At 43.2% G+C, this 24161-nt stretch carries 19 protein-coding genes and 4 pseudogenes; 11 read left to right on the top strand and 12 right to left on the bottom strand.

Annotated features, from left to right (window positions below):
- The first annotated feature begins 177 nt into the window (after positions 1–177).
- Together SU60_RS05390 and SU60_RS05385 are read left to right on the top strand one after the other, a co-directional pair.
- Positions 178–2088, top strand: a complete 1911-nt coding sequence (locus SU60_RS05390) for a bifunctional diguanylate cyclase/phosphodiesterase (RefSeq protein ID WP_041154662.1) — start codon at positions 178–180, stop codon at positions 2086–2088.
- 72 nt (positions 2089–2160) lie between these two features.
- Positions 2161–3816, top strand: coding sequence for an ABC-ATPase domain-containing protein (locus SU60_RS05385; RefSeq protein WP_041154661.1), 1656 nt, complete (start codon positions 2161–2163; stop codon positions 3814–3816).
- A gap of 120 nt (positions 3817–3936) precedes the next feature.
- Here the strand turns inward: SU60_RS05385 and SU60_RS05380 are convergent.
- A pseudogene (locus SU60_RS05380) lies at positions 3937–4562 on the bottom strand (DNA-J related domain-containing protein).
- 356 nt (positions 4563–4918) lie between these two features.
- Here SU60_RS05380 and SU60_RS05375 point away from each other — a divergent pair.
- Entirely contained in the window at positions 4919–5515 is a 597-nt protein-coding gene (locus tag SU60_RS05375; RefSeq protein WP_041154660.1) for a DUF2238 domain-containing protein, read from the top strand.
- On the opposite strand, the gene cutA is transcribed toward SU60_RS05375, so the two are convergent.
- The 5 genes from cutA to SU60_RS05350 all read right to left on the bottom strand — a co-directional run bounded on the left by cutA (position 5477) and on the right by SU60_RS05350 (position 8497).
- Positions 5477–5806 carry a divalent-cation tolerance protein CutA gene (gene cutA / locus SU60_RS05370; RefSeq protein WP_041154659.1) on the bottom strand — a complete coding sequence of 110 codons (330 nt, stop codon included), beginning with the start codon at positions 5804–5806 and terminating at the stop codon, positions 5477–5479. The genes SU60_RS05375 and cutA overlap by 39 nt on opposite strands.
- Before the next feature lie 9 nt (positions 5807–5815).
- Positions 5816–6067, bottom strand: a complete 252-nt coding sequence (locus SU60_RS05365; RefSeq protein WP_041154658.1) for a hypothetical protein — start codon at positions 6065–6067, stop codon at positions 5816–5818.
- Positions 6051–7745, bottom strand: a complete 1695-nt coding sequence (locus tag SU60_RS05360) for an SgrR family transcriptional regulator (RefSeq protein ID WP_041154657.1) — start codon at positions 7743–7745, stop codon at positions 6051–6053. The genes SU60_RS05365 and SU60_RS05360 overlap by 17 nt, the downstream gene beginning before the upstream one ends.
- A gap of 79 nt (positions 7746–7824) precedes the next feature.
- Positions 7825–8058, bottom strand: coding sequence for a DUF3389 domain-containing protein (locus SU60_RS05355; protein ID WP_041154656.1), 234 nt, complete (start codon positions 8056–8058; stop codon positions 7825–7827).
- Between the two features lie 10 nt (positions 8059–8068).
- Complete coding sequence (locus SU60_RS05350; RefSeq protein ID WP_041154655.1) at positions 8069–8497, bottom strand: hotdog fold thioesterase; 429 nt, start codon at positions 8495–8497, stop codon at positions 8069–8071.
- A 205-nt stretch (positions 8498–8702) separates the two neighbouring features.
- Here SU60_RS05350 and SU60_RS05345 point away from each other — a divergent pair, with 205 nt between their 5' ends.
- From SU60_RS05345 to SU60_RS05330, 4 genes are all read left to right on the top strand, one after another.
- Positions 8703–9491 carry a M48 family metallopeptidase gene (locus SU60_RS05345; RefSeq protein ID WP_128814616.1) on the top strand — a complete coding sequence of 263 codons (789 nt, stop codon included), beginning with the start codon at positions 8703–8705 and terminating at the stop codon, positions 9489–9491.
- 402 nt (positions 9492–9893) lie between these two features.
- Positions 9894–11138, top strand: a complete 1245-nt coding sequence (locus SU60_RS05340) for an outer membrane protein transport protein (protein WP_041154653.1) — start codon at positions 9894–9896, stop codon at positions 11136–11138.
- 20 nt (positions 11139–11158) lie between these two features.
- Positions 11159–13567, top strand: a complete 2409-nt coding sequence (locus SU60_RS05335; protein WP_041154652.1) for a VolA/Pla-1 family phospholipase — start codon at positions 11159–11161, stop codon at positions 13565–13567.
- Between the two features lie 254 nt (positions 13568–13821).
- Positions 13822–14379, top strand: a complete 558-nt coding sequence (locus tag SU60_RS05330) for a PhnA domain-containing protein (RefSeq protein ID WP_041154651.1) — start codon at positions 13822–13824, stop codon at positions 14377–14379.
- 169 nt (positions 14380–14548) lie between these two features.
- Here SU60_RS05330 and SU60_RS05325 read toward each other — a convergent pair whose 3' ends face one another.
- Positions 14549–14740 (bottom strand): hypothetical protein, encoded by a 192-nt coding sequence (locus tag SU60_RS05325; RefSeq protein ID WP_041154650.1) that lies wholly within the window; start codon positions 14738–14740, stop codon positions 14549–14551.
- A gap of 611 nt (positions 14741–15351) precedes the next feature.
- Positions 15352–17093 (bottom strand): annotated as a pseudogene (locus SU60_RS05315) (bifunctional metallophosphatase/5'-nucleotidase).
- Between the two features lie 520 nt (positions 17094–17613).
- On the opposite strand from SU60_RS05315, the pseudogene SU60_RS22870 reads away from it, so the two are divergent.
- Positions 17614–18656 (top strand): annotated as a pseudogene (locus SU60_RS22870) (DUF2813 domain-containing protein); the annotation flags it as partial.
- A gap of 87 nt (positions 18657–18743) precedes the next feature.
- Positions 18744–19247, top strand: coding sequence for an ATP-dependent nuclease (locus SU60_RS22865; protein ID WP_425337370.1), 504 nt, complete (start codon positions 18744–18746; stop codon positions 19245–19247).
- Positions 19248–19391: 144 nt separating this feature from the next.
- On the opposite strand, the gene SU60_RS05305 is transcribed toward SU60_RS22865, so the two are convergent.
- Entirely contained in the window at positions 19392–19874 is a 483-nt protein-coding gene (locus tag SU60_RS05305) for a DUF1097 domain-containing protein (protein ID WP_041154648.1), read from the bottom strand.
- Here SU60_RS05305 and SU60_RS21935 point away from each other — a divergent pair.
- On the top strand, positions 19765–20037 hold the full coding sequence (locus SU60_RS21935; protein WP_164833030.1) for a hypothetical protein: 273 nt from the start codon (positions 19765–19767) through the stop codon (positions 20035–20037). The two genes, SU60_RS05305 and SU60_RS21935, sit on opposite strands and share 110 nt — an antisense overlap.
- A 117-nt stretch (positions 20038–20154) precedes the next feature.
- Here SU60_RS21935 and SU60_RS05300 read toward each other — a convergent pair whose 3' ends face one another.
- On the bottom strand, positions 20155–21060 hold the full coding sequence (locus SU60_RS05300; protein ID WP_041154647.1) for a LysR substrate-binding domain-containing protein: 906 nt from the start codon (positions 21058–21060) through the stop codon (positions 20155–20157).
- A 344-nt stretch (positions 21061–21404) separates the two neighbouring features.
- Between SU60_RS05300 and focA the strand changes: the two genes are divergently transcribed.
- The gene (focA, locus tag SU60_RS05295; protein WP_041154646.1) at positions 21405–22856 is read left to right on the top strand and encodes a formate transporter FocA; all 1452 of its coding nucleotides are present in this window, start codon (positions 21405–21407) and stop codon (positions 22854–22856) included.
- Between the two features lie 99 nt (positions 22857–22955).
- Here the strand turns inward: focA and SU60_RS05290 are convergent, their stop codons facing one another.
- Together SU60_RS05290 and SU60_RS05285 are read right to left on the bottom strand one after the other, a co-directional pair.
- A complete protein-coding gene (locus SU60_RS05290) occupies positions 22956–23525 on the bottom strand; it encodes a YceI family protein (protein ID WP_041154645.1) in 570 nt (189 codons plus the stop codon).
- A gap of 57 nt (positions 23526–23582) precedes the next feature.
- A pseudogene (locus SU60_RS05285) lies at positions 23583–24121 on the bottom strand (cytochrome b).
- Positions 24122–24161 lie beyond the last annotated feature (40 nt).

The raw sequence follows: 24161 nt of genomic DNA, 5'->3' as shown, positions 1-24161 counted from the left end.
ATTCTGATTTTTCGTCTGAACCTATAATTGAATGAGAATTAAACCATTTTAAGATGGCGAGCTTTAACCGTCATGTCCGAATTTAAACCAAGGATGCGCCAAACAACGTATAAACAATTGTTGCGTTCATTAAGACAAAAAATAACAAAGAAATATGACAAAAAAGGGATGGCTTAAATGGGACATTATCACACGTTGGATTATGAAATTCCGGATTCGATGCAAAAAAGTTGGCAAGATATCGTCAACTTACTTGCAGAAGTGGGAGATGTTCCTGCCGCTTTAATCATGCGCGTACATCCCAATCATATTGAAGTTCACAATCGCAGTACAACGATGCACAACCCCTATCAGGTTGGCGATGCAGAACGATTGGGTAATGGCTTATATTGTGAATACGTCATTAACAACAATAAAGCATTAACCGTAGAAAATGCGCTATTGGATAAAGCTTGGTGTGATAATCCCGACATCAAACTTGGTATGGTGTCTTACTGTGGCCTCCCCTTATCTTGGCCCAACGGTGAAGCATTCGGAACCATCTGCGTCCTGGACTCAAAAACCCATCACTTTGATGAAACCTATCGTCAATTGCTGTTTACGTTAAAAGATTCAATAGAGGCGCAGCTCTCTGTGGTTTTACAGCAGCACAAGTTAATGCGACTCAACGATGAACTTAAGTCGCGAGTTGAGGACAGAACAAGTGACCTTGCCCAACTGAGTTATTCACTAGTAAAAGAAAAGGACCTTCGTGAAGAGGCCGAGCGACAGGTTGATTATCAAAAAAATCACGACTCCGGAACGGGTTTTTTAAATCGTAGCGCCCTAGAAATGGTGATTGAACAGACATTAGAGTCCTTTGATAACAATGAGCAATCATTACTCGTTATTAATGTTGGTTTTACCAATGCTCGAAGCATTCAAACTCGTTATGGGTATAAAGAGTTTGATGAAATTCTTAAAGATTTTCGCTTACGTCTCAAACAGATAGAATCAGATCGCTTCATCACTGGCCGCCCTAGTTCTAATGATCTCGTTTTCCTGATGTGGGGCTCTGATATCGAAATAGAGTTGCCAAAACTGCTTGAAGAGTTAGCGCTTATCAGCTTAGAAAGCTTTTACGTTAATGGTACTGAAGTCCATTTAAACGCCCATATTGGTGTCGTTGAAGCTTACAAGACAAGTAATCCCAAACAATTACTACAACACGCCAGTTATGCCATGCTGTTGTGTAAGGATTCTGGTGAGACATATCGCTATTTCAGTGAGAGTCATGACACCGAACTCAACAACCACAATCAATTGGAAGGCTACTTGTTACAAGCAGTGAGAAATGATGATCTTATGCTCTATTTCCAGCCGAAGGTTCACCCTCATACTCACCAATGGATTGGTGCAGAAGCGCTACTAAGATGGCGTCACCCAGTACTCGGAGATGTGTCAAACGAGGCTCTCATTCATATGGCTGAGCAGAATGGTTTGATTTTCGAAGTCGGTCAGTTTGTTCTTCGTACCGCCATAGATAAAGCGAAACAATGGTCCGAGGTAGTGGATAATTTTAAAATCGCAGTAAATGTTTCACCAGTGCAATTGCAGAATGTGAATTTCGCAGAACAAGTTGAACACCTACTCGACACTTTTCACCTTCCCGCACATTTTCTGGAGCTAGAAGTCACAGAAAGCGCGTTAATCGCTGATGAAATTATCGCGAGCGCAACGTTAGAAAAACTCCACAACTTAGGCGTGACACTGTCACTGGACGATTTTGGAACAGGTTATGCCTCGTTCAGCTATTTGAAGAAATACCCTTTCGATAGCATAAAAATTGATAAAAGCTTCGTGCATCAAATGGATAGCTCAGAGGATGATCGAGAGATTATCTGCTCGATCATTCATATTGCCAAAAAGCTCGACTTACAAGTCATTATTGAAGGCGTTGAATCGATACAACAAGAGCAATTTTTAATTCAGGAAGGCTGTGATGTCGGTCAAGGCTTCTTGTATGGAAAGCCAATGCCTAGCAATGAATTTGAACAGAGCTTTTATCAACGACGTTCAGTAAATGGGCAATACACCTTCACCTCGTAACCTATTGCTTTACTCTCTTCGCGGTGGTTCCTATAATCGCCGCCCGCATCTAATAAAAAGGCCAGCATCTTCATGGACCAGTTAATCGCCACGCTAAAAAAAATTGAAAAACAGAACTATCGTGCTTATCAGCAAATAAAAGGTCAATACGACTTCACCGATTTCACTCTGTTTATCGATCACGTACAAGGCGACCCTTATGCTTCTGCATCTCGCTTTCGTGCAACACGTGCATGGTCTTTGACAGGATTAGAGTGGCTGAAAGATGAATCTCCCGCCTTTCAGCGGGCAGCACGTGACTTCATTGCCCGAAGTTTTGACCAATTTGCAAAGCAGGAAAACAGTGTCTCCATTGCACTCAATGGTCAAACCGTACTGGATAACACTGCCGTTCTATTCACAGAAGAAGGAATCGAGCTACGTTTTCGGGTCGATCTGCCCGCAGAAGGCCGCTCAGTATTGGGCAAGAAAGCGAATAATATTATTACTTTTCATTTGCCAAAGTTTATTCGTAAAGCCACATTAGAACGTGAGCTGGACAAAGATGCGATGCTTAAACACTGTCAAGTGGTAGAAGATCAAGATGCTTTGCGAGCACAACTGGAAGCGAATGACTTAGTCGCATTTGTTGCCAATGGCAGCACCCTTCCTCGTATTGCGGGGAACTGTGACTTGCCGATGAAAGATGCAGTAAAATTTAAAGCGCCAGAGTCATTACAGGTGACATTACATGCGCCAAACAAAGGCTATGTCACTGGTCTTGGTATTCCTAAAGGTATCACGTTAATTGTAGGTGGCGGGTTCCACGGTAAGTCAACCTTGCTAAACGCGATTGAGCGCTCGATTTATGATCACACCCCTGATGATGGACGTGAATATATTGTCACTGACAACAAGGCGATGAAAATCCGCGCTGAAGACGGACGTTGTGTTCATCATTTAAATCTTGTGAACTACATTAATCACCTACCAATGGGGAAAGATACTGCGGATTTCTCTACTCAAGATGCATCCGGGTCTACGTCTCAAGCTGCATGGTTACAAGAATCGATCGAATCTGGCGCCACATCGCTACTAATTGATGAAGATACGTCCGCCACTAACTTCATGATTCGTGATGAAAGAATGCAAGCATTGGTGTCAAAAGGTGATGAACCGATAACACCGCTAGTCGATCGTATCGGGCAGTTACGTGATGATCTTGCCATATCAACGATCATTGTTATGGGTGGATCCGGGGATTACCTTGACGTCGCCGATACCGTGATACAAATGCATGACTACCAAGCGGTAGATGTGACAGAGAAAGCGCAGCAAGTCATTGCCCAACATCCAACGCAACGACATAACGAGTCGGAAGAGGCACTACAAACATTCCCTCCTCGCGCATTAAGTCGCGAAGCTTTGATGAAAATTTTGATGGATGGTAAGTTTCGGGTTAATGCGAAAGGAAAACAATCCCTTAGGTTTGGTAAAGAGTTTACAGACCTAAGTGCATTAGAGCAGTTAGAGTCAGCGGATGAGGTCAATACCATTGGCTGGCTTTGGTTCCAGTTAGCCCAACAACCAGGCTGGTGTACGAACCCTGCAAAAGAGATCGAAGAAATGCTCTCAAACGACTGGTATGCTTTATTGCCAAAGCAAGGGGACCTCGCGAAACCAAGAACCTTAGATGTGATGGCTGCACTGAACCGCATGCGTAAGTCTCAATTTAAATCAACAAGTTAAACGTAAACCAACACGTTTGTGCAGTTTCCCCCTATTCGTGCTCTTTGGCTTGAGTGCAGTTAGTGAGAGAACGTGGGCATAAAACACAAACCTTATTAATGGCAACAACATCTGTTGCCATTAATACACTTCATTGCGTAGTAGATTCCATGCTTCACACAGCGTTCGGAATTGTTCAGCATTGCCATTTTTCCTATCTGGATGCCATCGCAGTGCGAGCTTTCTCCACCGTTTTCTAATTTGAGTTCGCGTTGCATCTTTATCAAGTTCGAATAACATCAGTGCTTTCGCTCGATTAAGGCTAAGCGTCGAATTCTTGCCAATGAACCGTTGATACGTCGTCCAGAACTCATTCAGCAAACGACGCACCTCATCAGCGCTTGCATCGTAATTTTTCCAGTCTAAGTAATACGCCCGTAAAGGATCTTCAAAATCGATACCTTTATTAGTCATCTTACTAGTAGACATTAACTGTATATCCATCGCTTGTACTTGCAACCAACTCTCGGGGTACAGCGTTTCTTGCAGTTGATACAAGGCGTTCATGATTAGAAAGTTTCTTTTAAATAAGTCTTTGTCTGGTTGAGCATCGAATTGTTTTATATACCTTTATGACTCAACTCACTGGCTAAGGTATGCACTTTCCAGCTGGATGGCTGTTTTCTGAGAATCTCTAGAATTGACCACAGTAAAGGGTTTTCCATTGAGCTTTGTTCAAAGTGGTTCAAATTGAATGTCGAATCCATGCACCCTCTTGACATTAAATGGGATGGTTTAACGATGTTGTATCATATTCGTAAATATGCCGATAGTGCTGAAGTAACATACGAATTTAATGTGTTAGCCTACCTATGACCATGTGGTTAAGTCGCCACTATAGTTTTTAAGTCGCTTACACCACTATGCTAGAACATTCACATTACAGTGGTAATTAGTGTACTCGTGCTCCTGTAGTTATAGATACACGCGTGACATCAGCCATTTTCTGAAAAGCAAATGCCTGGTTCCGTGAAGTCAAAAAATTATAATTGCACACCGTTCGATTCAATGTAATGATAAAAGCCAGACGTAAAACTGTCTTAGTGAAGGATCAAATACCTCTATGAAAAGTACTTCGACATTATTGGGATTGACTATTTTCTACGCCGTTGTTTTTCTTTTTTCTGCATTAGAACCAAACTCTCGCGCGGTATGGTTCGCTGAAATTATCCCTGCGATAGCGATACTTATTGCGATATGGGGAGTCTCTATCCGGCATCAGTTTAGCAACACGGCTTATCTGTTGATGTTCATCTGGCTTTGTCTGCACACCGTTGGCGCTAAATATACGTTTGCAGAAGTCCCATTTGGTTGGTTTAACGATCTAATCGGCTCGGAGAGAAACAACTTTGACAGAATCGCCCACTTTGCGATTGGTTTATACGCTTATCCCATCGCGGAATATTTGATTCGATACAAAAAGGTGAGTGTGACTTTCTCATGTTGGTTTGCTCTGTTTGCCATCATGTCACTCGCGGCTGGCTATGAGATCATAGAATGGGGGTACGCAGAGATCGCTGGAGGCGATGAAGGCATTGCCTTTCTGGGGTCACAAGGCGATATTTGGGACGCCCAAAAAGACATGCTTTGTGATACAGCAGGCGCAGTCATATCATTACTATTAATGTCTGCTCAACGTCGATTCACGAATCCATTCTAAATATGGGTTCAAACCATCGACGATAGGCACCTGCACAATCTGGGCAACATCATAGTCGTGCAGGTTATCGATCTTCTCTTCTACCAATTCATAGAGATCCCGACGCGTTTTTATCACCAGTAACCATTCATGATCGGTACACAGCTCCTCTTGCCAAACGTAGTGGCTTTCGATTGGGATCGTTTGGATGCAAGCCGCCAATTTTGCTTCTAACAAACCTTTGATTATTTGATCGCGATTTTTTTCTGTGTTGGTTGTACTCAGTACGACGCAGTAGTCATGCTTTTTCATCACTCATCCTTATTTCATTGTGACTTTGCCGCCAATCATTTTGTATGCGGGCGTCCCTCTTACTAACATGTCTCGAGCAAACTCTAGCCCACACCTAGGACACTGACATGGCTGCTCGGTGAAATCCTCAACAATACGCTCCTTGAAGCATTTGACTAGTGCACCCTTTCCGCCTTTGCGATATTTGAACAACTGCGTTTTGCATTTTGAACAGAAAATATCGACGGTTTTGGTTGGTTGTTTCTTATTCGGTTTGGCCATCTGGTTTTACCCATACGTTATTAAAATCGAACCAACCCAAAGCATTACATTTGGCATTTTGTAACGCACCACTATGGTCCTTGTTTACCCCAAGCCAACAGTGAAACATCGGTATGACTTGACGGCTTCGGACTAATTGTTTCCCTAATTCTCTCGCTGGAAAATCGGCGTAAACCCCAGCACGCCACTTATCGACTAATGCCACCCATTCAGCAAAATCATAACTCGAGCTAAATTTGTCGATGTCACTATAATCAAGCAACCAGCCGGCCAGAGCATCATTTCTATTGGTGGCGATCCCCATAGCCTTTAACCAAATATCGACATCTTCTGGGAGCGGAGGTTGGCTATCATAACGTACAAACGTGACTTCAATGCCATGTAGTTTAAGAAGGTTTTTGATGATTTTGGCGATCACAGGAAACATAGGGTGATTTTTTTGATACGCTACAGAAATTGTTTTATCTTGCTGCGGTGCAGATGTGGCGCTCGATGGCCTAAGATCTATCCAGCCTGGCTTTAAACCAAACGCTTGTAATACGCCTAACTCAATCACTTTATCTTGTGGTATATGCGAGTATATCTGGTGACTATTCAACGCCTGACTCAAGAAGTTAGCCCAGCGTGGATCTTTTGCTATACCCGTATTCTTGTTCAATAACAGAAAAGTACAGCCAGGATCCAATTCCACTTCGTCCGAAGATAAGTGTTTACCCATTTCTGGTTTCGATAAACTTGGGTAAACGATAGACGAGTACGCTTCATCAATCACCCATACCTCTACCTGATCTAACAAAGGACGAAGCCCAAAATAGCCATCAAAAGCGGTGAGAATAAGACGCTTATCATCATTGACTTTTACTTGAAATGGTCCAGAGCCGATTGGCTTGGTATCAAAGTCTTCCGAGCGTAAAGCTTGGGGAAGCAGTATTTTTGCTTGAGACTCACTCAAAGCTAAGGGCAAATACCGATCTGGACGAACTAACTTGATGTCGATAATCCATGCTTGTGGCGAAGAGACACTCTCAATGTGCGAGAACAAGTTCCAGTTGGACAGCGAGCGCAAGCTTTCTAATACACTGTCAGTTGTGAGCGGTTCGCCATTATGAAAACGAATCCCACGTCGAAGGTAAAATCGCCAATGTTTGTCTGATAATGCTTCCCAAGTATGAGCAAGATCCGGCTGAAGTTGTTCGTTTTCATCTAAACGCGTGAGCCCACTAAAGATTTGCCTCGCGATATGCAGTTCAGAGCGTCGCATCGGTTTCTGTGGGTTAAGCATTGCCAAAGGTCGGTAATAAGGCAATCGTATGACCTGTTCACCTTGCCGGTGCTGCAAGCCAAGGTACCCTTGAATGACTTGCGTTAAACGGGCTGCATCGTTGTCGAGGGCCTCAAGAGCTTGCCCTATTTTACCTTCTTCTAAATAACGTTTGGCGAGGTTCTCACTAACATCACTTCGGTTACGTTTAAACACCAACTTAGAGAGTTTGCCGCGCCCTGCGGCAGGATGCCACTCAATCCAGCCCTCTTCTTCTAGCTTATTGAGGACGATACGAGCATTACGACGCGTGCAAAAAAGCGCGTCTGTAATGTCCTCTAGTTGAACGTCAGTATCATTACCAGAGAATTTTTCAAACAGTGTTTCAAATTGAACACGTAAACGAGGGCTGCTCATAAAGAGGAAAAACTTATTCTGTTATCGGTGCACTAAGTTTCCTCATTTTTAGTCAGAAGTGCAAATCCTGATAGTAAGTTTATTGAATGTCCACTCCTACTTCTTTAGCAAGCAGAATCAGTTGTTCTTCATCGTCCAGTTTAATTGACCATTTGCATTCTGAGCCGTGAGCGACGATAACATTAGCTCCTCTGCCAAGCAGTTGAATCGATTCTGACTGGGCTTGAAGCGTCGCCATCGAACTTCCCGCTAGCTTCACAACCACCTCATGCTGAGTTGCGATGATTTTTCCCACAGAAAACTCAATCACCATGTCTACTTACCTATTGTGATTTTTTTTGTTTAACCGCGATAGTTAAACGGCTTGTACAGACAAGTCGTTCACGCTCATCAGTAATATTAATCTGCCAAACTTGCGTTGAAACCCCGATATGCTGTGGCTTTGCGGTTCCAATTACGTATCCGCTGCGCATCGCTCGGATATGGTTCGCATTGATATCTAAACCCACACAGTAGCTGTTTTCATCCACACAACAGTTAGCCGCAATCGATCCAAGCGTTTCAGCCAATACAACGGACGCGCCCCCATGGAGCATCCCTAATGGCTGATGAGTGTAGCTGCATACTGGCATTGTGGCAGAAATGGAATCGTCAGATAAAGCAGTGTACTCAATATTAAGGTGTTCTATCATGGTGTTCTTTGATGTCTCGTTGAGAATATCGAGGCTGATCGGCTTTTTCCAAATACTCATGGTTTACTCGTCTTTTAGTGTTTTATTTTATCGTAATGACATAACGATGGCTTTTTATTGTCAAGTAAATTGGAACAACGCCCGTCATTCCGCTAGGTGATCTTCATGCATCTGACGCTAGTGACAAAGGAGTGAGCGATGCATTTTGAGAACATTTGGGTATATACTACTGTTGTACAACAAAAAAATATACATGGAGCTAACTATGAAGGTGTGGATCAAAGCTTCAGCGCTTATCAGTGTTGCTGGACTTATAGCTTGTAGCGCATCCCCTACAGGTCGAAATCAGTTGTTGATGTTTTCCGATCAACAGATGTCATCACTGGGCGCGCAATCTTTTGCTCAAATGAAGAAAGAGATACCCATCAGTAAGAATAAAAAAACGAATGCATACGTTCAGTGTGTGGCTAAACACGTAACAAAGTCCATACCTAAGCAAGGTGGGTTTGATAACTGGGAAGTTGTTGTGTTCGACAGTAAACAAGTCAACGCATTTGCCTTGCCAGGAGGAAAAATCGGAGTGTATACAGGCCTATTGGATGTCGCGAAAAACCAGCATCAGTTGGCAACGGTTATTGGTCATGAGGTCGCACACGTTTTGGCAGACCATAGTAACGAACGTCTTTCTCAGAGCCAACTGACGAATGCAGGGTTGTCTTTAGCGAATGTCGCGATTGGTGCATCAGAATACAAACAATATCAACAACTGACGATGGCCGCTCTGGGAGTGGGAGTTCAATATGGTGTCATGCTTCCTTACGGCAGAACGCAAGAGTCCGAAGCGGACATCGTTGGGTTGGATTACATGGCAAAAGCAGGGTTTGATCCCAACCAAAGTGTCGAGTTATGGAAAAATATGAGCGCCGCTTCAGGAGGGGCTCAACCGCCTGAGTTTTTCTCGACTCACCCTTCACACAGCACGCGTATTCGAGATCTACAAGCAACGATTAAGCGACTACCGAACTATAACACCCCTACCCCAAAATGCAGCTAATGATACTCAAGTAGCGTTAAGATACTGGAGTATAGATTGCCATTACGACCAAATTAACTCGTTGACGGCTCAATGTGTTTAAATTGAACCGCCAACCGATTAAAACTAAACCGAATAACTGCATTTATTTGCATCAGGTCTTTATTCCCCTCTAAATTGCACAAAAACATTCTGGTCATACCATCTGCCCGTTTATTTCTTCTTAATCACAACACCTTAGGGGGTATGATTTGACCTGTGCATCAAATTTAAACAACAAAAGCTACTGAAGCTTTGACAAACTATCAAACGCACGTTTAACATTTGATTTACATAAACGCAATCAAGATAACATTTAAACCAACCAAACAAGAAAATAACAAGGACTTCGGTCTGAATAATGACACCCTAGGAGGGTCAAGGATGAACAAGAAGCACTGCTCTCTGCTAACAATTTCAATATTGTTCGCGTGTAATGCCCACTCAGCGGGCTTCCAAGTGGCTGAACATTCGGCATCTGGTCTTGGTCGAGCATTTTCAGGTGAAGGCGCCGTTGCAGATAATGCGAGTGTACTGGCTCGCAACCCAGCAGCAATGACGCTTTTCAAAGAAGCGCAATTCTCTGGTGCGTTATCTATCGTCGATCCTGAAGTGGATGTGTACGACACACTCAATAACGAACACGCAAAAGACGTTGCACCCTTGCAGGTTGTCCCTGCTGGCTATTATATCAGCCCAATTAATGATAAATGGGCTTGGGGTATTGGCATGTTCACAACATACGGCGTCGCAACAGATTACCCAGACGACATCTCTGCTGGCGACGCTGCGGGTGACACTTCTCTGATTTCTGTGAACGTCAACCCAAATATAGCGTATCGAATTAACGACTCTTTCAGCGTTGGTGGCGGCATCAACCTAGTCTACGCAGAAGCTGAATTAACCCGTCACAAAGGCAAACTCGCGGGAATATTTGGCGGTAACAAATCCGATAATCTCGTTGGCATGGAGGGGGAAACATTTGCTTGGGGTTGGAATGTTGGCGCGTTGTTTGAACTCAATGAAAACAACCGCTTTGGTTTTGGTTACCGTTCTGAAGTTGACCTTGATTTTGACGATGGCGAATTTAGCAGTTATGACTCAGGTATCGCAACGTCTGCAAAAGTCGATGGTAGCTTAAAAATCTCTCTCCCTTCCATTATTGAACTATCGGCATTCCATCAGTTGAACGACCAATGGGCCGTGCATTATGGATGGCAACAAACGGATTGGAGCACGTTCAAAGAGCTCAAAGCGACGAGTCCTCAGTGTAACAATGGCACTGCGGGTCAATGTTTCTTCAAACCAGAAAAATACGAAGACAACAATCGCTACTCGATTGGTGCGACCTATACCTTAAATACCAGCTGGACATTACGCGCAGGGTTTGCGTACGACGAACAAGCAGGTAAAACAACATTGAGTATCCCAGACAGTGATCGTTTCTGGTATAGCGCGGGATTGACTTACGCGATGAATGAGAATTTGACCGTAGATGCAGGTTTTGCACTTGTTAACAGCAAATCTAGTACTTTCACTGAAAAGAGTGCTTCAGGTGATGTTATCAAGTTTGAATCTGAAGCGAATGCGTACATCAGTGCGGTTCAGATGAACTACACCTTCAAATAATAGGATTACGGAGTCATTCAATGAAACATACGTTTAAATTATCAATACTTTGTTCTGCAATCCTTTTAGCTGGCTGTGGTGACAATACATCAAGCTCTGGCACTTCTGACAAAGTACAGTTTGAAGATGAAGTACAAGCGCTTCTGGATCGTGAAACCTCTATCAGCTTTACGCTTCAAGGTGCGAATGCGGATGTCCCTGCACCGTCTTACTTACTTATGGATTCCACAGACGGCACACTTGGGCTTCCGACTAACGGCGACAGTGCCTTAACAAACCCTAGAGCTTCAATGAACACAATGGATGGTTGGTCAACGACAATGCCAATCGTTCTGAATTTCAACGGTGATGGTTTTGCTACTGGTTTGCTCGCATCTGGTATTAAAGTCATCAAAATTAACCAACGCTTAACTGATTGGGATAGACAGTCAAACCCGATTGAAGAAGTTCTTGTTCAAAATCAAGACTATATGGTTCAAGCGATGGGGAACTCTCTATATATTCAGTTCATGGACGCCCTTGACGAATCGAGCGAGTACATTTTTGCCGTAACACAAGATATCACCGACGTGAATGGCGAGCCAATTGGCACATCAGCAAGCTACGCGACAGGCAAGTCGCAAGAGGTTACTTACGAAAATGGTGACCTTGCGTCTGTTCAAGCAGTCACTAAAGCGGTTGAAGGCATTTTTGGTCTCGCTCAAGTTAACCCTGCCGATATTGTTTATTCTTCATGGTTTAGCACTCAGTCTGTTGGCGATACTTTGGCGTCCGTTAAAGGTGTCACCGCGACAGGTTTTTCGACGGGTGCCAACACACTTAACACCGTTTACAAAAACGATGAAAATGAAGGTTCAGTCGATTTATCAACTGCCTACACAATGAAGCTCGATCCACCGCAAGACTTTATTGCGGCGCTAGATTCTGACGATGACTTTAGCAAATATATCAGTGATAGCGACGCGGCTAAGACAGCAATTAAAGGCCTTTATAATGCGTCTGGCGCGAGCGTCAATGTCACTCAAGGCACAGTAAAATTACCTTACTACCTAGAAAAAGACGCAAATTGGAACATGCAACCCATGGTGTCAGCGATGCCAAGTTTAGCGAAAATCAGCGCTGCACTTGCGGATCCTGACGAACAGGCAAACATGGTTCAGCAGCTTTCTACGGGTGTATTCGCCGATAACCCGGTTGATGTGTCTAAACTGGCAACGGACCCTACGGAACAATTAAAGCTAGTAGGAGCGAAGTTATACCTATCAAACGGAGAACAACTCGACAGTGAACGCATCATCACGCGCTACTCACCTGTCCCGCAAGTGAAATCTCTGGAAGAAGTCGAGGTTTTATTATTCACTCCTCAGTCTGGCAACGCCACAGATGTTGTGATTTATCAGCATGGCATAACTTCCGCCAAAGAAAACGCCTACGCGTTCGCGTTTAACATGGTGAAAGCTGGTGTGGCGGTTTTGGCGATTGATCTACCGCTGCATGGAACCCGTAGTCTCGATGAGCAACGCTCTGCGAATGCAAACGTGCTTGCGTATTTGAATCTGTCTAACTTAGCGGTCGCTCGTGATAACTTGCGTCAAAGTGTGCTGGATGTATTGGGACTTCGCGCCAGTCTTGTGGTTTCTGCTCAAGGCGGGTTGTTGATGAACAGTCCACTACAAGCATTTAATCCGATGACAGGTTCCGAAGTTAAAGTATTGGGACACTCGCTTGGAGGCATCGTCGCGACCTCTGCGGTTGCAGCGGCTAACAACACATTGGGAAGTGTCAGTGCTGATGCGCTCTACACATTTAGCGCAGCGTCCATTCAAAACTCGGGCGGTCAGATCGGCAATTTGCTTCTAGGTTCAGAAAAATTTGGTCCACAAATCAAGCATAACATTGCTTATTCAGCCTCTGCTCAGTACGCTGGTTATGCCGATGTTCAGTGTACAAATTTAGATGATGGAGCTTGCTACTCAGATTTTGAAGAAAAAGCAACGGCTGAGCAACTCACCGAATTAAGCTCCGGTTTCTCCCAGTTTATCTATGCGGCGCAAACCACATTGGATACGGTAGATCCGTTCACTAACGCGAGTGATCTCGTCGCTTCGGGTTCTTTATCAACACCATTCCTAATGACCGAAGTTGATGGTGATGATACGGTACCAAATAAGGTAGATAGTGCGAAATTCGCTGGCTCTGAGCCTTTGGCAGAAAAACTTGGGCTAACGAAGGTAAATAGCACCACCACTTCCGTGCCTCCAGCCAGTAGCTTCGTGCAATTTAATGATGTTGCATCGCACACTACCTTTGCTTCACCAAACGGCACGCTTTCGGATATTGGCCATCATGCCGAAATGCAAGCCGAAAACGCGGACTTTTTGGTGGATAACGCGTTGTCAGGTGTATCCGACACAACCGTGCTGAAATAAGCCACTAGTCCGAAAACCTCAACTAGGCCCAGCTTCACTCGCTGGGCTTTTTTATGGAATTTAAACTAACCACCTACGGACCATCTCGACGTTACTTAGCTATCTCTACGTTTCTGACTATGCCTTTTGTTTTCACGTTTCACTTATTCAGGTTGGTATATTGTAAAATATCGCTTAAATGCCTAATCCCCTTTTAATTGTCAGGATAAAGTGGATAATATCGCCCCAAAATAACACTACTAAAGTGAGTCCTTATGTCTATCGAATCAACTCTGCTTGCTCGTTGCGAGTCTAAATGTGAACTGTGCGCTTCTGAATCTCCATTAACGGCATACGCTGTTCCTCCTCATGGCAATGTAACTGTAGACACTGCAATTATGGTGTGTGACAAGTGTCTAGGTGAGATCGAAGAGCCACAAGACATTAACCACTGGCGTTGCCTAAACGACAGCATGTGGAGTCAAGTGCCAGCAGTACAAGTAACTGCATGGCGACAGCTGACTCGCCTGAACACTGAAAGCTGGGCTCAAGATGCACTTGACATGATGTACATGGAAGAAGAGCAAATGAACTGGGCGATGAAGGGCATGTCTGATGATGACAAAACTCTGGATTGCAACGGTACCGAACTGAAAAAAGGTGACGACGTAACAGTAATCAAAGATCTTCCAGTAAAAGGAACGAACCTAGTGATTAAACAAGGTACGGTTATTCGTGGCATCAGCCTTGGTGATGACCCTAAACTGGTTTCGGGTAAAGCCAACGGCGGCCAATCAATGTACGTAATTGCAGAGTACTGCCGTAAAAAATAACTGGGCTACCTGTTATTTAAAGCAGGGTTCCTTGAATAGGAGCCCTGCTTTTGTATATTCAATGGGGCCAGATACAACAAAGCCAGCTTGAATGCTGGCTTTTTCAGTTTATCCACATACTCAAGACACCTGTTAGAGGATTAAAAAACCCCTTAGCAGTTCGGATATCTTAACGATACATACCAATGTCTTTCTGAATATGCGCTGACATGTCTTCGGCGTAATAACTGCGTGGAGCAGCATTGTCGACGAAAAGTATGTCCAGTAAGTGTGCAATCAATCCTTTGAAGTTAACCGAGTAGGTTTTCTTATCCATAGAGGTTGGTAAAGCTACATTAGTCATTTGCATTGCTTGTGCCATGATTGCCTCTCTATAAAAATAAAAGCTGTATAACGTCTTGTTGGTTGTATATTAATCTACATTTTTCCAGTATAAAAAATGACAATTATTTTGCATTCGGATAAGATTTTCTAATAAAACAAAGCGTTTACAAACGGGATGGATAGAACTTAAGCTTATTGCGCATATCTACGCAAAAACTTAGCTTAATAATGAATAAACCACTCAAAAGCTGGCATTTCGATGCTCAACAATAACAAATATTTAACTCTTAGTTTTTTTGAACTTTGAGGAAATTGAAGTTGAATCCTGCTACGTTCGATTAGTTATATTAGTCTAAACCTACTGGTTGTGAGCTTACTATTATTGGAATAAATAAGGAGCACGAATGTGCCCCTCGATCTGATTAGTTTTTACATTCCGCCTAGTGGCACAAAATAGACCAACATAGACCAAACACCAACCCAAGCTGCGATAGCTGCTGCGTCGGCCCAGTCTTTCTTCCACATAATACTACCCTCTTAGATGCGTAGTACCGTAAAAGAAAGCAAAATCCGAACCATATCGCGATAGAAGCTCTCACCAGATTATAAATCAACAAATTTAACAAATGGCTTCAGATGGTTATATCCCTAACCGTTTTGCAGTGAGTTTAATTTTCTCGTTTGATTTAAACATTGTGGGTAATCGGTTAGAAGCTCAATAAAGCAATCCGCCATCGATAAATTAGTAACACTTCCCTCACCCTTCATATCGAGCAATGCTTCATATCCTTCTTTGCCCTTCATCGTGTACGCTGAAGAAGTACCACGATACCAAACGTCATTCTCAACGTTCACCCACCGCTGACCGTTAAAGATTTCTAATTGGCGGATTCTCTGCCTTTGGGGGCGTCTACTTTATATTCAAAGTGTAAATTATGTGTGTATGGATAGCTTCCCGAGCCTGTTCCTTCTACTCCATTGTTTAACGCATTATTAATCGCACCTTCTAGCGTTTTTCTTATCACTTTACCTTGAACGTCATAAAAACCAATGGGTACGGCAAATGGCAATAATCGTCCGGCAATATCGGCAACGGTAATATTGCCAGCATTCAAGGACGTTCTCACTCCGCCAGCATTATGGATCGCAAACTGTACGCCATGTCCCCTTTGGTTCAAACTATACAAAAACGATTGCGCGACCGAAGATGCGAGTTCACTACTGCCAAATTCATCCGGTATACGCACGTGACGCTTTTTACTTTCCACCGTTGCAATCACTTGAGACTGTAAAGCGCGGACACGAGGAATGTACTTGTTGTTTAGAATAGTCTGCGTTTCAGGGTGCTTTTTACATACGACAACATTCGGTTGACCATGGATGAAATCACACGCCTTTTCAAACACACCTTGGTCTAATTGTTGGTTAAGTGTAGAGTCCCAAAAAATACGACGCCCTAACAGTAGTTCGTTTTGACCACTGAGCATGGTCGCTTTTCCGTTATGATCAAACTCAAGGACACAGTGCCCCATCGTCAAAGCGTGATATCCCGCTTGAACGACATACGTGTCATTGACCTTAACGCCATACGGATCATCCACACCTAACCCAATTGATGAGAAGTCCCCTTGCAAACGGTGACTATGCCCACCGACGATGATACCAATGCCGCTGATCTGTTTTGCTAATTCTAAATCCCCCTCATAACCGAGGTGGCTGAGTAGAATAATATTTCTAATACCGGAATCATGAATTTGTTCTACCGTCGCTTTCGCAGTTTCAATTGCCGATATAAACGGGGTATCAGCGTCTGGATTAGCGATCTCACTCATTTTATCCAACGACAAACCAAAGATAGCGACTTTTTCGCCATCAAATTCTTTCACAACATATTGTGCGCTTTTGGTCTCAGGTTTGTAACTCAGCACATTATCGCAGGTACTGATGCGATGAGTTTTTGCTTGTAACTCGTTGGATAAGTCCCAATTTCCCGCTAATAGAGGAAAGTTTGTTCTTTTACAAAACAAAGCAACTGGCTCATTTCCCATATCAAGTTCATGATTCCCCAACGCCATCGCATCAATGTTTAACGCATTTAGCAAATCCGCATTCGCCTTGCCTTTAAATAGGGAAAAATAAAGTGTGCCTTGGAAACAGTCGCCTGCATGAAGAAACAACATCCCTTGCCCCTGACGCTTCGCATCATCTCGTAACTGTTCCACTCGTGTGGCAATGCGTGAAAACCCACCCGCACTAACGTAAGGTTCTAAATTGTGCTCGCCTTGAATATCGAGTTTTAGCTGCAGTGATGTTGGTTCAAAGTAGGAATGAGTGTCATTGATGTGCGCCAGTTTGATTCTGACTGGCTTATGATTTTTATCCATTGTCATCTTCTCTCTTTTCATTCCTTATTATAATAAGAATTGAATGATGACAGAATCATGAATTTATTGAAACAGTGAAGTTTTTGTTTCACTTATGTGTGATAGTCATGCTGAAAAAGCCAGTATCAACGAGAACATTTCGTTATATCACCATCCTATGTGAATTTATCCTCGTTTTGTGAACTTAAGTAAACGCAATGGTTTACAATTAATATATACCCAAATGACTTCAAGATGTTGGATTCAGAGCATTGTCACTGGCATGAGTTCAAGGAAGATAACGAAGCGGAATAGCAGGCTCTTTCCGAGTTATGTGACGATGAAATCTTGTCAGTGACATGCTCCCGAAGGGCGAGTTGACTTGGCTCACAGCCTTTGTTAACGATTTTTGATTTAGAACTACTAGATCTTCAAATCGTTGCCGCGTCTGAGAACCAAGTCATTCTCGCTGAACCTAGCATCTTGAGGTTATTTGGGTATATGCTCAAATCTCTCCATAATTCAAATAATTGTAAGGAGGATTTAGATGAGATTAGAACGCATCGAAATCGCCGGTTTTCGGGGTATAAGACGCCTATCGCTCTCTTTTGATGACTTAACTACGCTCATTGGCGAAAACACTTGGGGTAAGTCTTCCTTACTTGATGCCCTTTCCATCGCTTTACCGACAAATGGCAAGCTGTACCAATTTGAGTTAACCGATTTTCACGTCGATTACGCTATCTCACATCCCCAATCTCAGCATATTGAAATCATTATTGTGTTTAAAACTTTCGATAAACAGAGGTACACTCAGGACGTTACAGGCGGATTAAACCCGCTTGGATCACAAGCCATGAAGGTGAACACCTGATCTATTACCGTATTAGTGCCTCTAGGGTTGGACATGACATCACGACTCAATATGCATTTTTAGATCGTGACGGTAAACCAAAGCAACTACATCATTCAGAAAAACTTGCGATTGAGTTAATGACGCTACACCCAGTGATCCGCTTGCGAGACTCTCGTCGCTTCCCTCAACCACAGTTTGTGAATGGTGACGGTAAAAACGCACGCATTGAAAAACGAATTAACAATACTTGCCGTCGCCTATTGGCCATGCCGGGTCATGTAAACAAAGGCGAGATACGCAGTAGCCTCGATTCCATGCATACGTTAGTCGAACATTATTTTGCTTTTCGTAGTGTTACTAAACCCAATCCGAGAAAACCGAGAGATGGGTTGTTTTATGCGAGTCACTCATCTGATAAGGGATTAAGTCAGTTTCTTAAAGAAACCAATGATAAACAAAGTCGCTTGCTGTTAATGGGGCTGCTCAACGCCTATCTACAAGCGAAAGGCCCAACAGACTTAAGACGTTGTGCAAGGCCGATCTTAATCATTGAAGATCCGGAAGGACGCTTGCATCCTACTCACCTTGCACGAGCCTGGTCGTTATTACAGCTGTTACCCATGCAAAAGATCCTGACGACCAATAGTGGTAGCTTACTCGGTGCAGTACCTTTGTATTCAATTCGGCGTTTGATTCGTTTATCAGACCGAACCGTAGCAACCTGCCTAAACTCATCAAAGTTTGGCCGTGATGAATTAAGGCGAATTGGTTTTCATATTCGATTTCATCGAGTTGGTGCACTGTTTGCTCGCTGCTGGTTATTGGTCGAAGGTGAAACGGAAGTCTGGTTGTTTAATGAACTAGCAAGACAATGTGGATACGATTTAGCGGCAGAAGGGGTACAAATCGTCGAGTTTGCCCAATCTGGATTAAAATCTCTGATAAAAGTCGCGAAGGAGTTCGGTATTGACTGGCATGTTGTTACTGACGGAGACGCCGCAGGGAAAAAATATGCGCATACAGTCCGTACCCAATTAGGCAACGATCAGGAAAGACATCGGTTAACGGAGTTGCCTGATCTCGATATTGAACACTTCCTTTATAATCACGGTTTTGAAATGTTTTTTAAAGATATGATCAAAGTGCCTCATGATCATCAGATTCCAGCAAAAAAAGTGGTTAATCGTGTGTTGAAAAAACATGCGAAACCCGACTTAGCACTCGCCATTGTTTCCCATTGTGAAAACGAAGGCGTCGAAGCTATTCCAGTGTTAATACGTTGGACATTGAAACGTATTGTTACGATGGCTAATGGCAATACTTAAACACTCTCAAGCCATTCATCGCTACTTAAATAAGCTCCCACAAAAAAAGCACGCTTTGCAGCGTGCTTGTATCAATACTTTTGGTAAACCGTATTTATAAAATAAATGGTCATCATTTGCTGATACTAATAAGATCGGGGGTCACTACTGTACTTGCTCTGAAAGAGAAGCTGATGCAGTGGATGATCTTGCATGTAACCATAGCCCTGTTGCTTTCATCAAGTAACCAAACACACCACCCAATAGCAAAGATGGAACAACAATTTGCCAATTGCCGTCAGCCGCAAAGGTCGCACATGATCCGATAAACGTCCCAGGAATGTAAGCGAGCCAAGTTTGTTTAGCTTGAATACACATGAAAAATGCCACGATAGCCGTGATGACGTAACCCAAAATGTCTAACCCGGCGTAAGTGGATCCATGGATGATTACTATCGCCCAAAACACACCAGTTAAGTTAGTGATTAAACTGATCAATAGTCCTTTCAGCCCACTAGTAGGTGAAGCAAAATAACTTGTGCAACCTAAAAAGCCTGCCCAAGATAAAAGTCCTAAAGAAATTGCAACCCATCCCCATACTCCAGATAAAATTCCGGTTGTGATAGATATCGCTAAAAGTGTTGTCATGGTATTCGAGCCCGCTCACTGTTATCGCACTTATACGATTGCAACAGTCTTTGTACATGAAAATCAGAAACCGATATTAGGCACATTAGCCACTACATTCGGTGATGAAAATCACACTAATATAAACATTCATATCATCAATTACACCAAAAACATGACGTAACCGATAAATCAACATATTTAGATAACAGGCATTGGGCAAATAAAAATGAAAAAGGCCCTGCATATAGCAGAGCCAAATAGACGGTAATGATTACGCAACGACAAAAGAATCAAAAGATCATAGGACTGAAGGTCTCCCTTTCATCATACGTAAACCTTCGCGTTTTATACTGTCGACCAAAGGGTTTTCTTCCATATCAGCTCGCCAAATGAATGAGAGTGTACGCTCCATCTTCAGTTCTGATACATTCAGTGCGACAAGCTGACCGGACTCAATGTAACGTTCAACATCCAGATATGGTAAGCAGGTTAAGTATTGCCCATTCGCAACAAGACTTCTCAATACAGGCACGTGTTCGTATTCGCGCCAAACATCGAGATCTTCAATTAAATGATGGATAGAACTATCAAAAATTTTGCGTGTTCCTGAACCATGTTCGCGTAACACCCATTTTGCTTGCTCTAATTGCGCTAAACTGACCACCGAACTTTTGGCAAAAGGATGATGCGAAGCCGCCACGACAGTTAAATGGTCTCGACACCATACCTCTTGATGCAATCGGTTGTCATCGCAACGACCTTCGATAATGCCCAGATCGTATTTGTAATCTAATACTTCATCGATAACACACTGAGTACTTTTAACGTCGAGCGTAATTCGCATTTCAGGAAAGTCGTTATCAATAATACTGATAAGGTCTGGAACCAGGTGCTCAGCAGGCGTTTGACTTGCACACAAACGAACCTCACCGCTTAGTAAATGTTGTTCATAAAACCCCATTTCAATTTGCAATGCATCTTGTAACAAACGTTTGGCTTTGGGCCTTAACCACATTCCCCAATGCGTTAATGCCATCTGTTTACCTTGTCTTTCAAACAAAGGTCTACCAAGCATTTTTTCTAATTGCGCGAGCGACATACTTGTCGCGGATTGAGTTAAAGACAGTTTGTCTGCGGCCTGGCTTACGCTGCCGGTATCTGCAACGGCGTTAAAAACCGCTAACTGCTTGAGTGAATAGCGCAAAGTGTCCTCCCTGATTGAAGAGTTTTTCGTACTCTCACTAATGCTCCTATAAGCAATGAGGTTCATTCTACCTGCTACGTAAAACTTATCAATTAATTTGATTCACCTGGTAAATATTATCAATTTCCTATGTACATAAATTCGCCCTAATCTGGTTTGGCGATACAGGGAACGTCTACATCTAAATAGATTCATGACAAAACCGATACGTTGCTATGCATCGCTCTACCATCAATCAGAGCTTTGTTTATTTAAACATATCGATGTGAACCAAACACAAAAGAGACGAACAACGAAAACTAGCAGCAAGGAGTTCATATGAAAATTAAAACTAAGGAGTTGGCATGGCGGTGAATACTTCTGAGAATCACCAGTACTTCTCTCCCAAGGAGATGATGGCCGAGGCTGAAAAATTTGCTCTAAGCAAAGCACATAAGACCAGTGGTATGACATTAGGGCTGGCAACTATGGCCGGTGCTTTCATTGGCTTAGCATTTTTATTCTACATAACAGTGACAACAGGGAGTGCTAACGCAGGTTGGGGCTTAAGCCGCTTAGCTGGTGGATTAGCGTTCAGTATGGGGCTCATCCTTATCGTCATCTGCGGTGGCGAGCTGTTTACCAGCTCCGTGCTATCCAGCATTTCTTGGGCGAACAAACAAATTTCTTTCGGCAAAATGCTGTCTATTTGGGGCAAAGTGTATGTTGGCAACTTTATCGGTGCAATGTTCTTATTGGCACTTGTGACTGCTGCAGGCTTATACCAAATGGACCACGGCCAGTGGGGGTTAAACGCGCTGAACATTGCGCAGCACAAACTTCACCATACTCTTATTCAAGCCTTTGCGCTGGGGATACTTTGTAACTTATTAGTTTGTCTCGCAATTTGGCTAACTTTTAGTTCGGCGAATGCAATGACAAAAGCCGTGATGACCATTTTACCCGTTGCGATGTTCGTCAGTAGTGGTTTTGAACACTGTGTGGCAAACATGTTTATGGTCCCACTAGGCATTGTGATTGCAAACTTCGCACCAGAATCATTTTGGACATCAGTTGGCGTCTCCGCAGCACAATATGCTGATTTAAACATCAGTCATTTCCTAACCGCAAACTTAATTCCTGTAACACTTGGCAATATCGTTGGTGGCGCCGTACTCGTCGGTTTATCGAACTGGTGTATTTTCCGCCGTCCAGAGTTAAAAGCCGCAAAAATCACTTCAATTACAAATACAACAAATCTTACGTCAATTAAGGATATCAATATGAAAATTGGAACACTTGTAAAAGACATCATGAACCCTGCACCGACAACGCTTAGTGTCGAAACTCCGGTCTCTGTCGCACTTGATACTCTACTTGATAGTTCGATTAACAGTGCTCCTGTTGTTGACCTAGATAATCGTTTAGTGGGCTTTTTCTCCGCGCACGATGTGATGGTAGAGCTTTGGTGCCAAGATTACATCCCAGAGGAAGGTCAGAAAGTGGTCGATCTAATGAGCAGAGAAGTGGTCGCTATTGATGCAAATGATCGTCTAGTTGATGTTGTGGAGTTCCTTTGTATTGATAAAGAGCAACTTTTCCCAACGAGTAACATGGGCATCGCTACTCGCTTCACTTCCCTTTCGCTCGAAGAACGAGCAAAAAGCATGAAAGTGAACAAGCCTCAGGTGCTTCCTGTACTTGAAAATGGCGTTATGGTTGGCGTAATAACTCGCAACGAAGTGTTAAAAGCCTTGCGCGCTATTTACGGTGAGAGAGTTAACCTGATTGAGCAAGAAGAACTAAAAACAGCTTAAACACTAACGACTGATCAAAATAACAAACGACAGTTGGCTTAAAACAAAAAAGCGCTCTTATCATAAGATAGAGCGCTTTTCTTACCTAACTACAATCGCTTATTTTTTCACACCTTCAACATGGAGTTCCATATCAACGTAGCTTGAGCTGCCCATTACTGGAATATCAAAGTCAGCCAACTCAAGACGAGTGTGACCAACAAAACCAGCACGTTCCCCACCCCATGGGTCACTACCAGCACCAACAAATTCTGCGGAAATCGTAATTGGCTTAGTAACACCATGCAATGTCAGGTCACCAATCACATCCAATTTGCCGTCGCCTTTATCAACAACTTTCGTGCTGGTAAATGTTGCCTGACCAAACTTACCAGCGTCGATGAAGTCACCACTTCGGATGTGTTTATCACGCTCAGCATGATTTGAATCCAAGCTAGTCGTATCCACAACGACATTTACTTTAGATGCAGCGATATTGTTTTCATCATAAGAAAAGTCACCAGAAAATGTGTTAAAACGGCCTTTGATAAAACTGTAACCTAGATGGCTAACTTTAAAGTTAACTGAAGCATGAGCGCCTTTCGTGTCGATAACATAGTCTGCGGCTTGTGCGCCAATCGGCAAAGCCATTGCCATCGCTAGACCAGTTGCAAAAAGTGACTTTTTCATTGTTGAGCTCCTAACATTTGTTTTTAGTGTGTTTTCCATTCAATGAATGCTTGGACACTATCTGTGTCGGCCAAGCATCTTACGTAAGGTGTCGTCTTTATCTATGAAATGATGTTTAAGTGCTGCGATTGCGTGCAAACCAGCGAGCAGTATCAATGCCCAAGCCGCGTAAAAGTGCACTTCACCTGCAATATCAGACTGATGAGCAAACAACTCACCCGCTCCCGGAACCGTGAACCAGTTAAAAACCTCTATACCTCTACCATCTGATGTTGAAATCAAATAACCAGAAATAAAAATTATTACGAGCAACAAATACATCAAACCGTGCGCTGCTTTTGCTGCAACGACTTCGTAAGACTTGCCCTCTACCTCTGGCGATGCAGCATGAATTTCCAGAACAGACGTATCACAGTCAAGAGAGCAAGCAAAATACCGGTAGAGCGATGATAATGAGGGGCAACGCGGTACCATTCACTATAGTAACCTAGGTCTACCATCCATAAGCCGACGGCAAACAAACCTATGATGCATAAGGCAGAAAGCCAATGCATTAAACGCGCAGGAAAATTGTAGTTCTTAACCAGTTTACCCATCTCATGTTCCTAACTGTCTTTAAACTCTTTTATTTTGACT

It is taken from the genome of Vibrio mytili (genome assembly GCF_000830505.1).
GTDB classification, from domain to species: domain Bacteria; phylum Pseudomonadota; class Gammaproteobacteria; order Enterobacterales; family Vibrionaceae; genus Vibrio; species Vibrio mytili.
The sequence above is the reverse complement of the archived record's forward strand: the minus strand, read 5'-3'. Positions and strand labels throughout refer to the sequence as shown.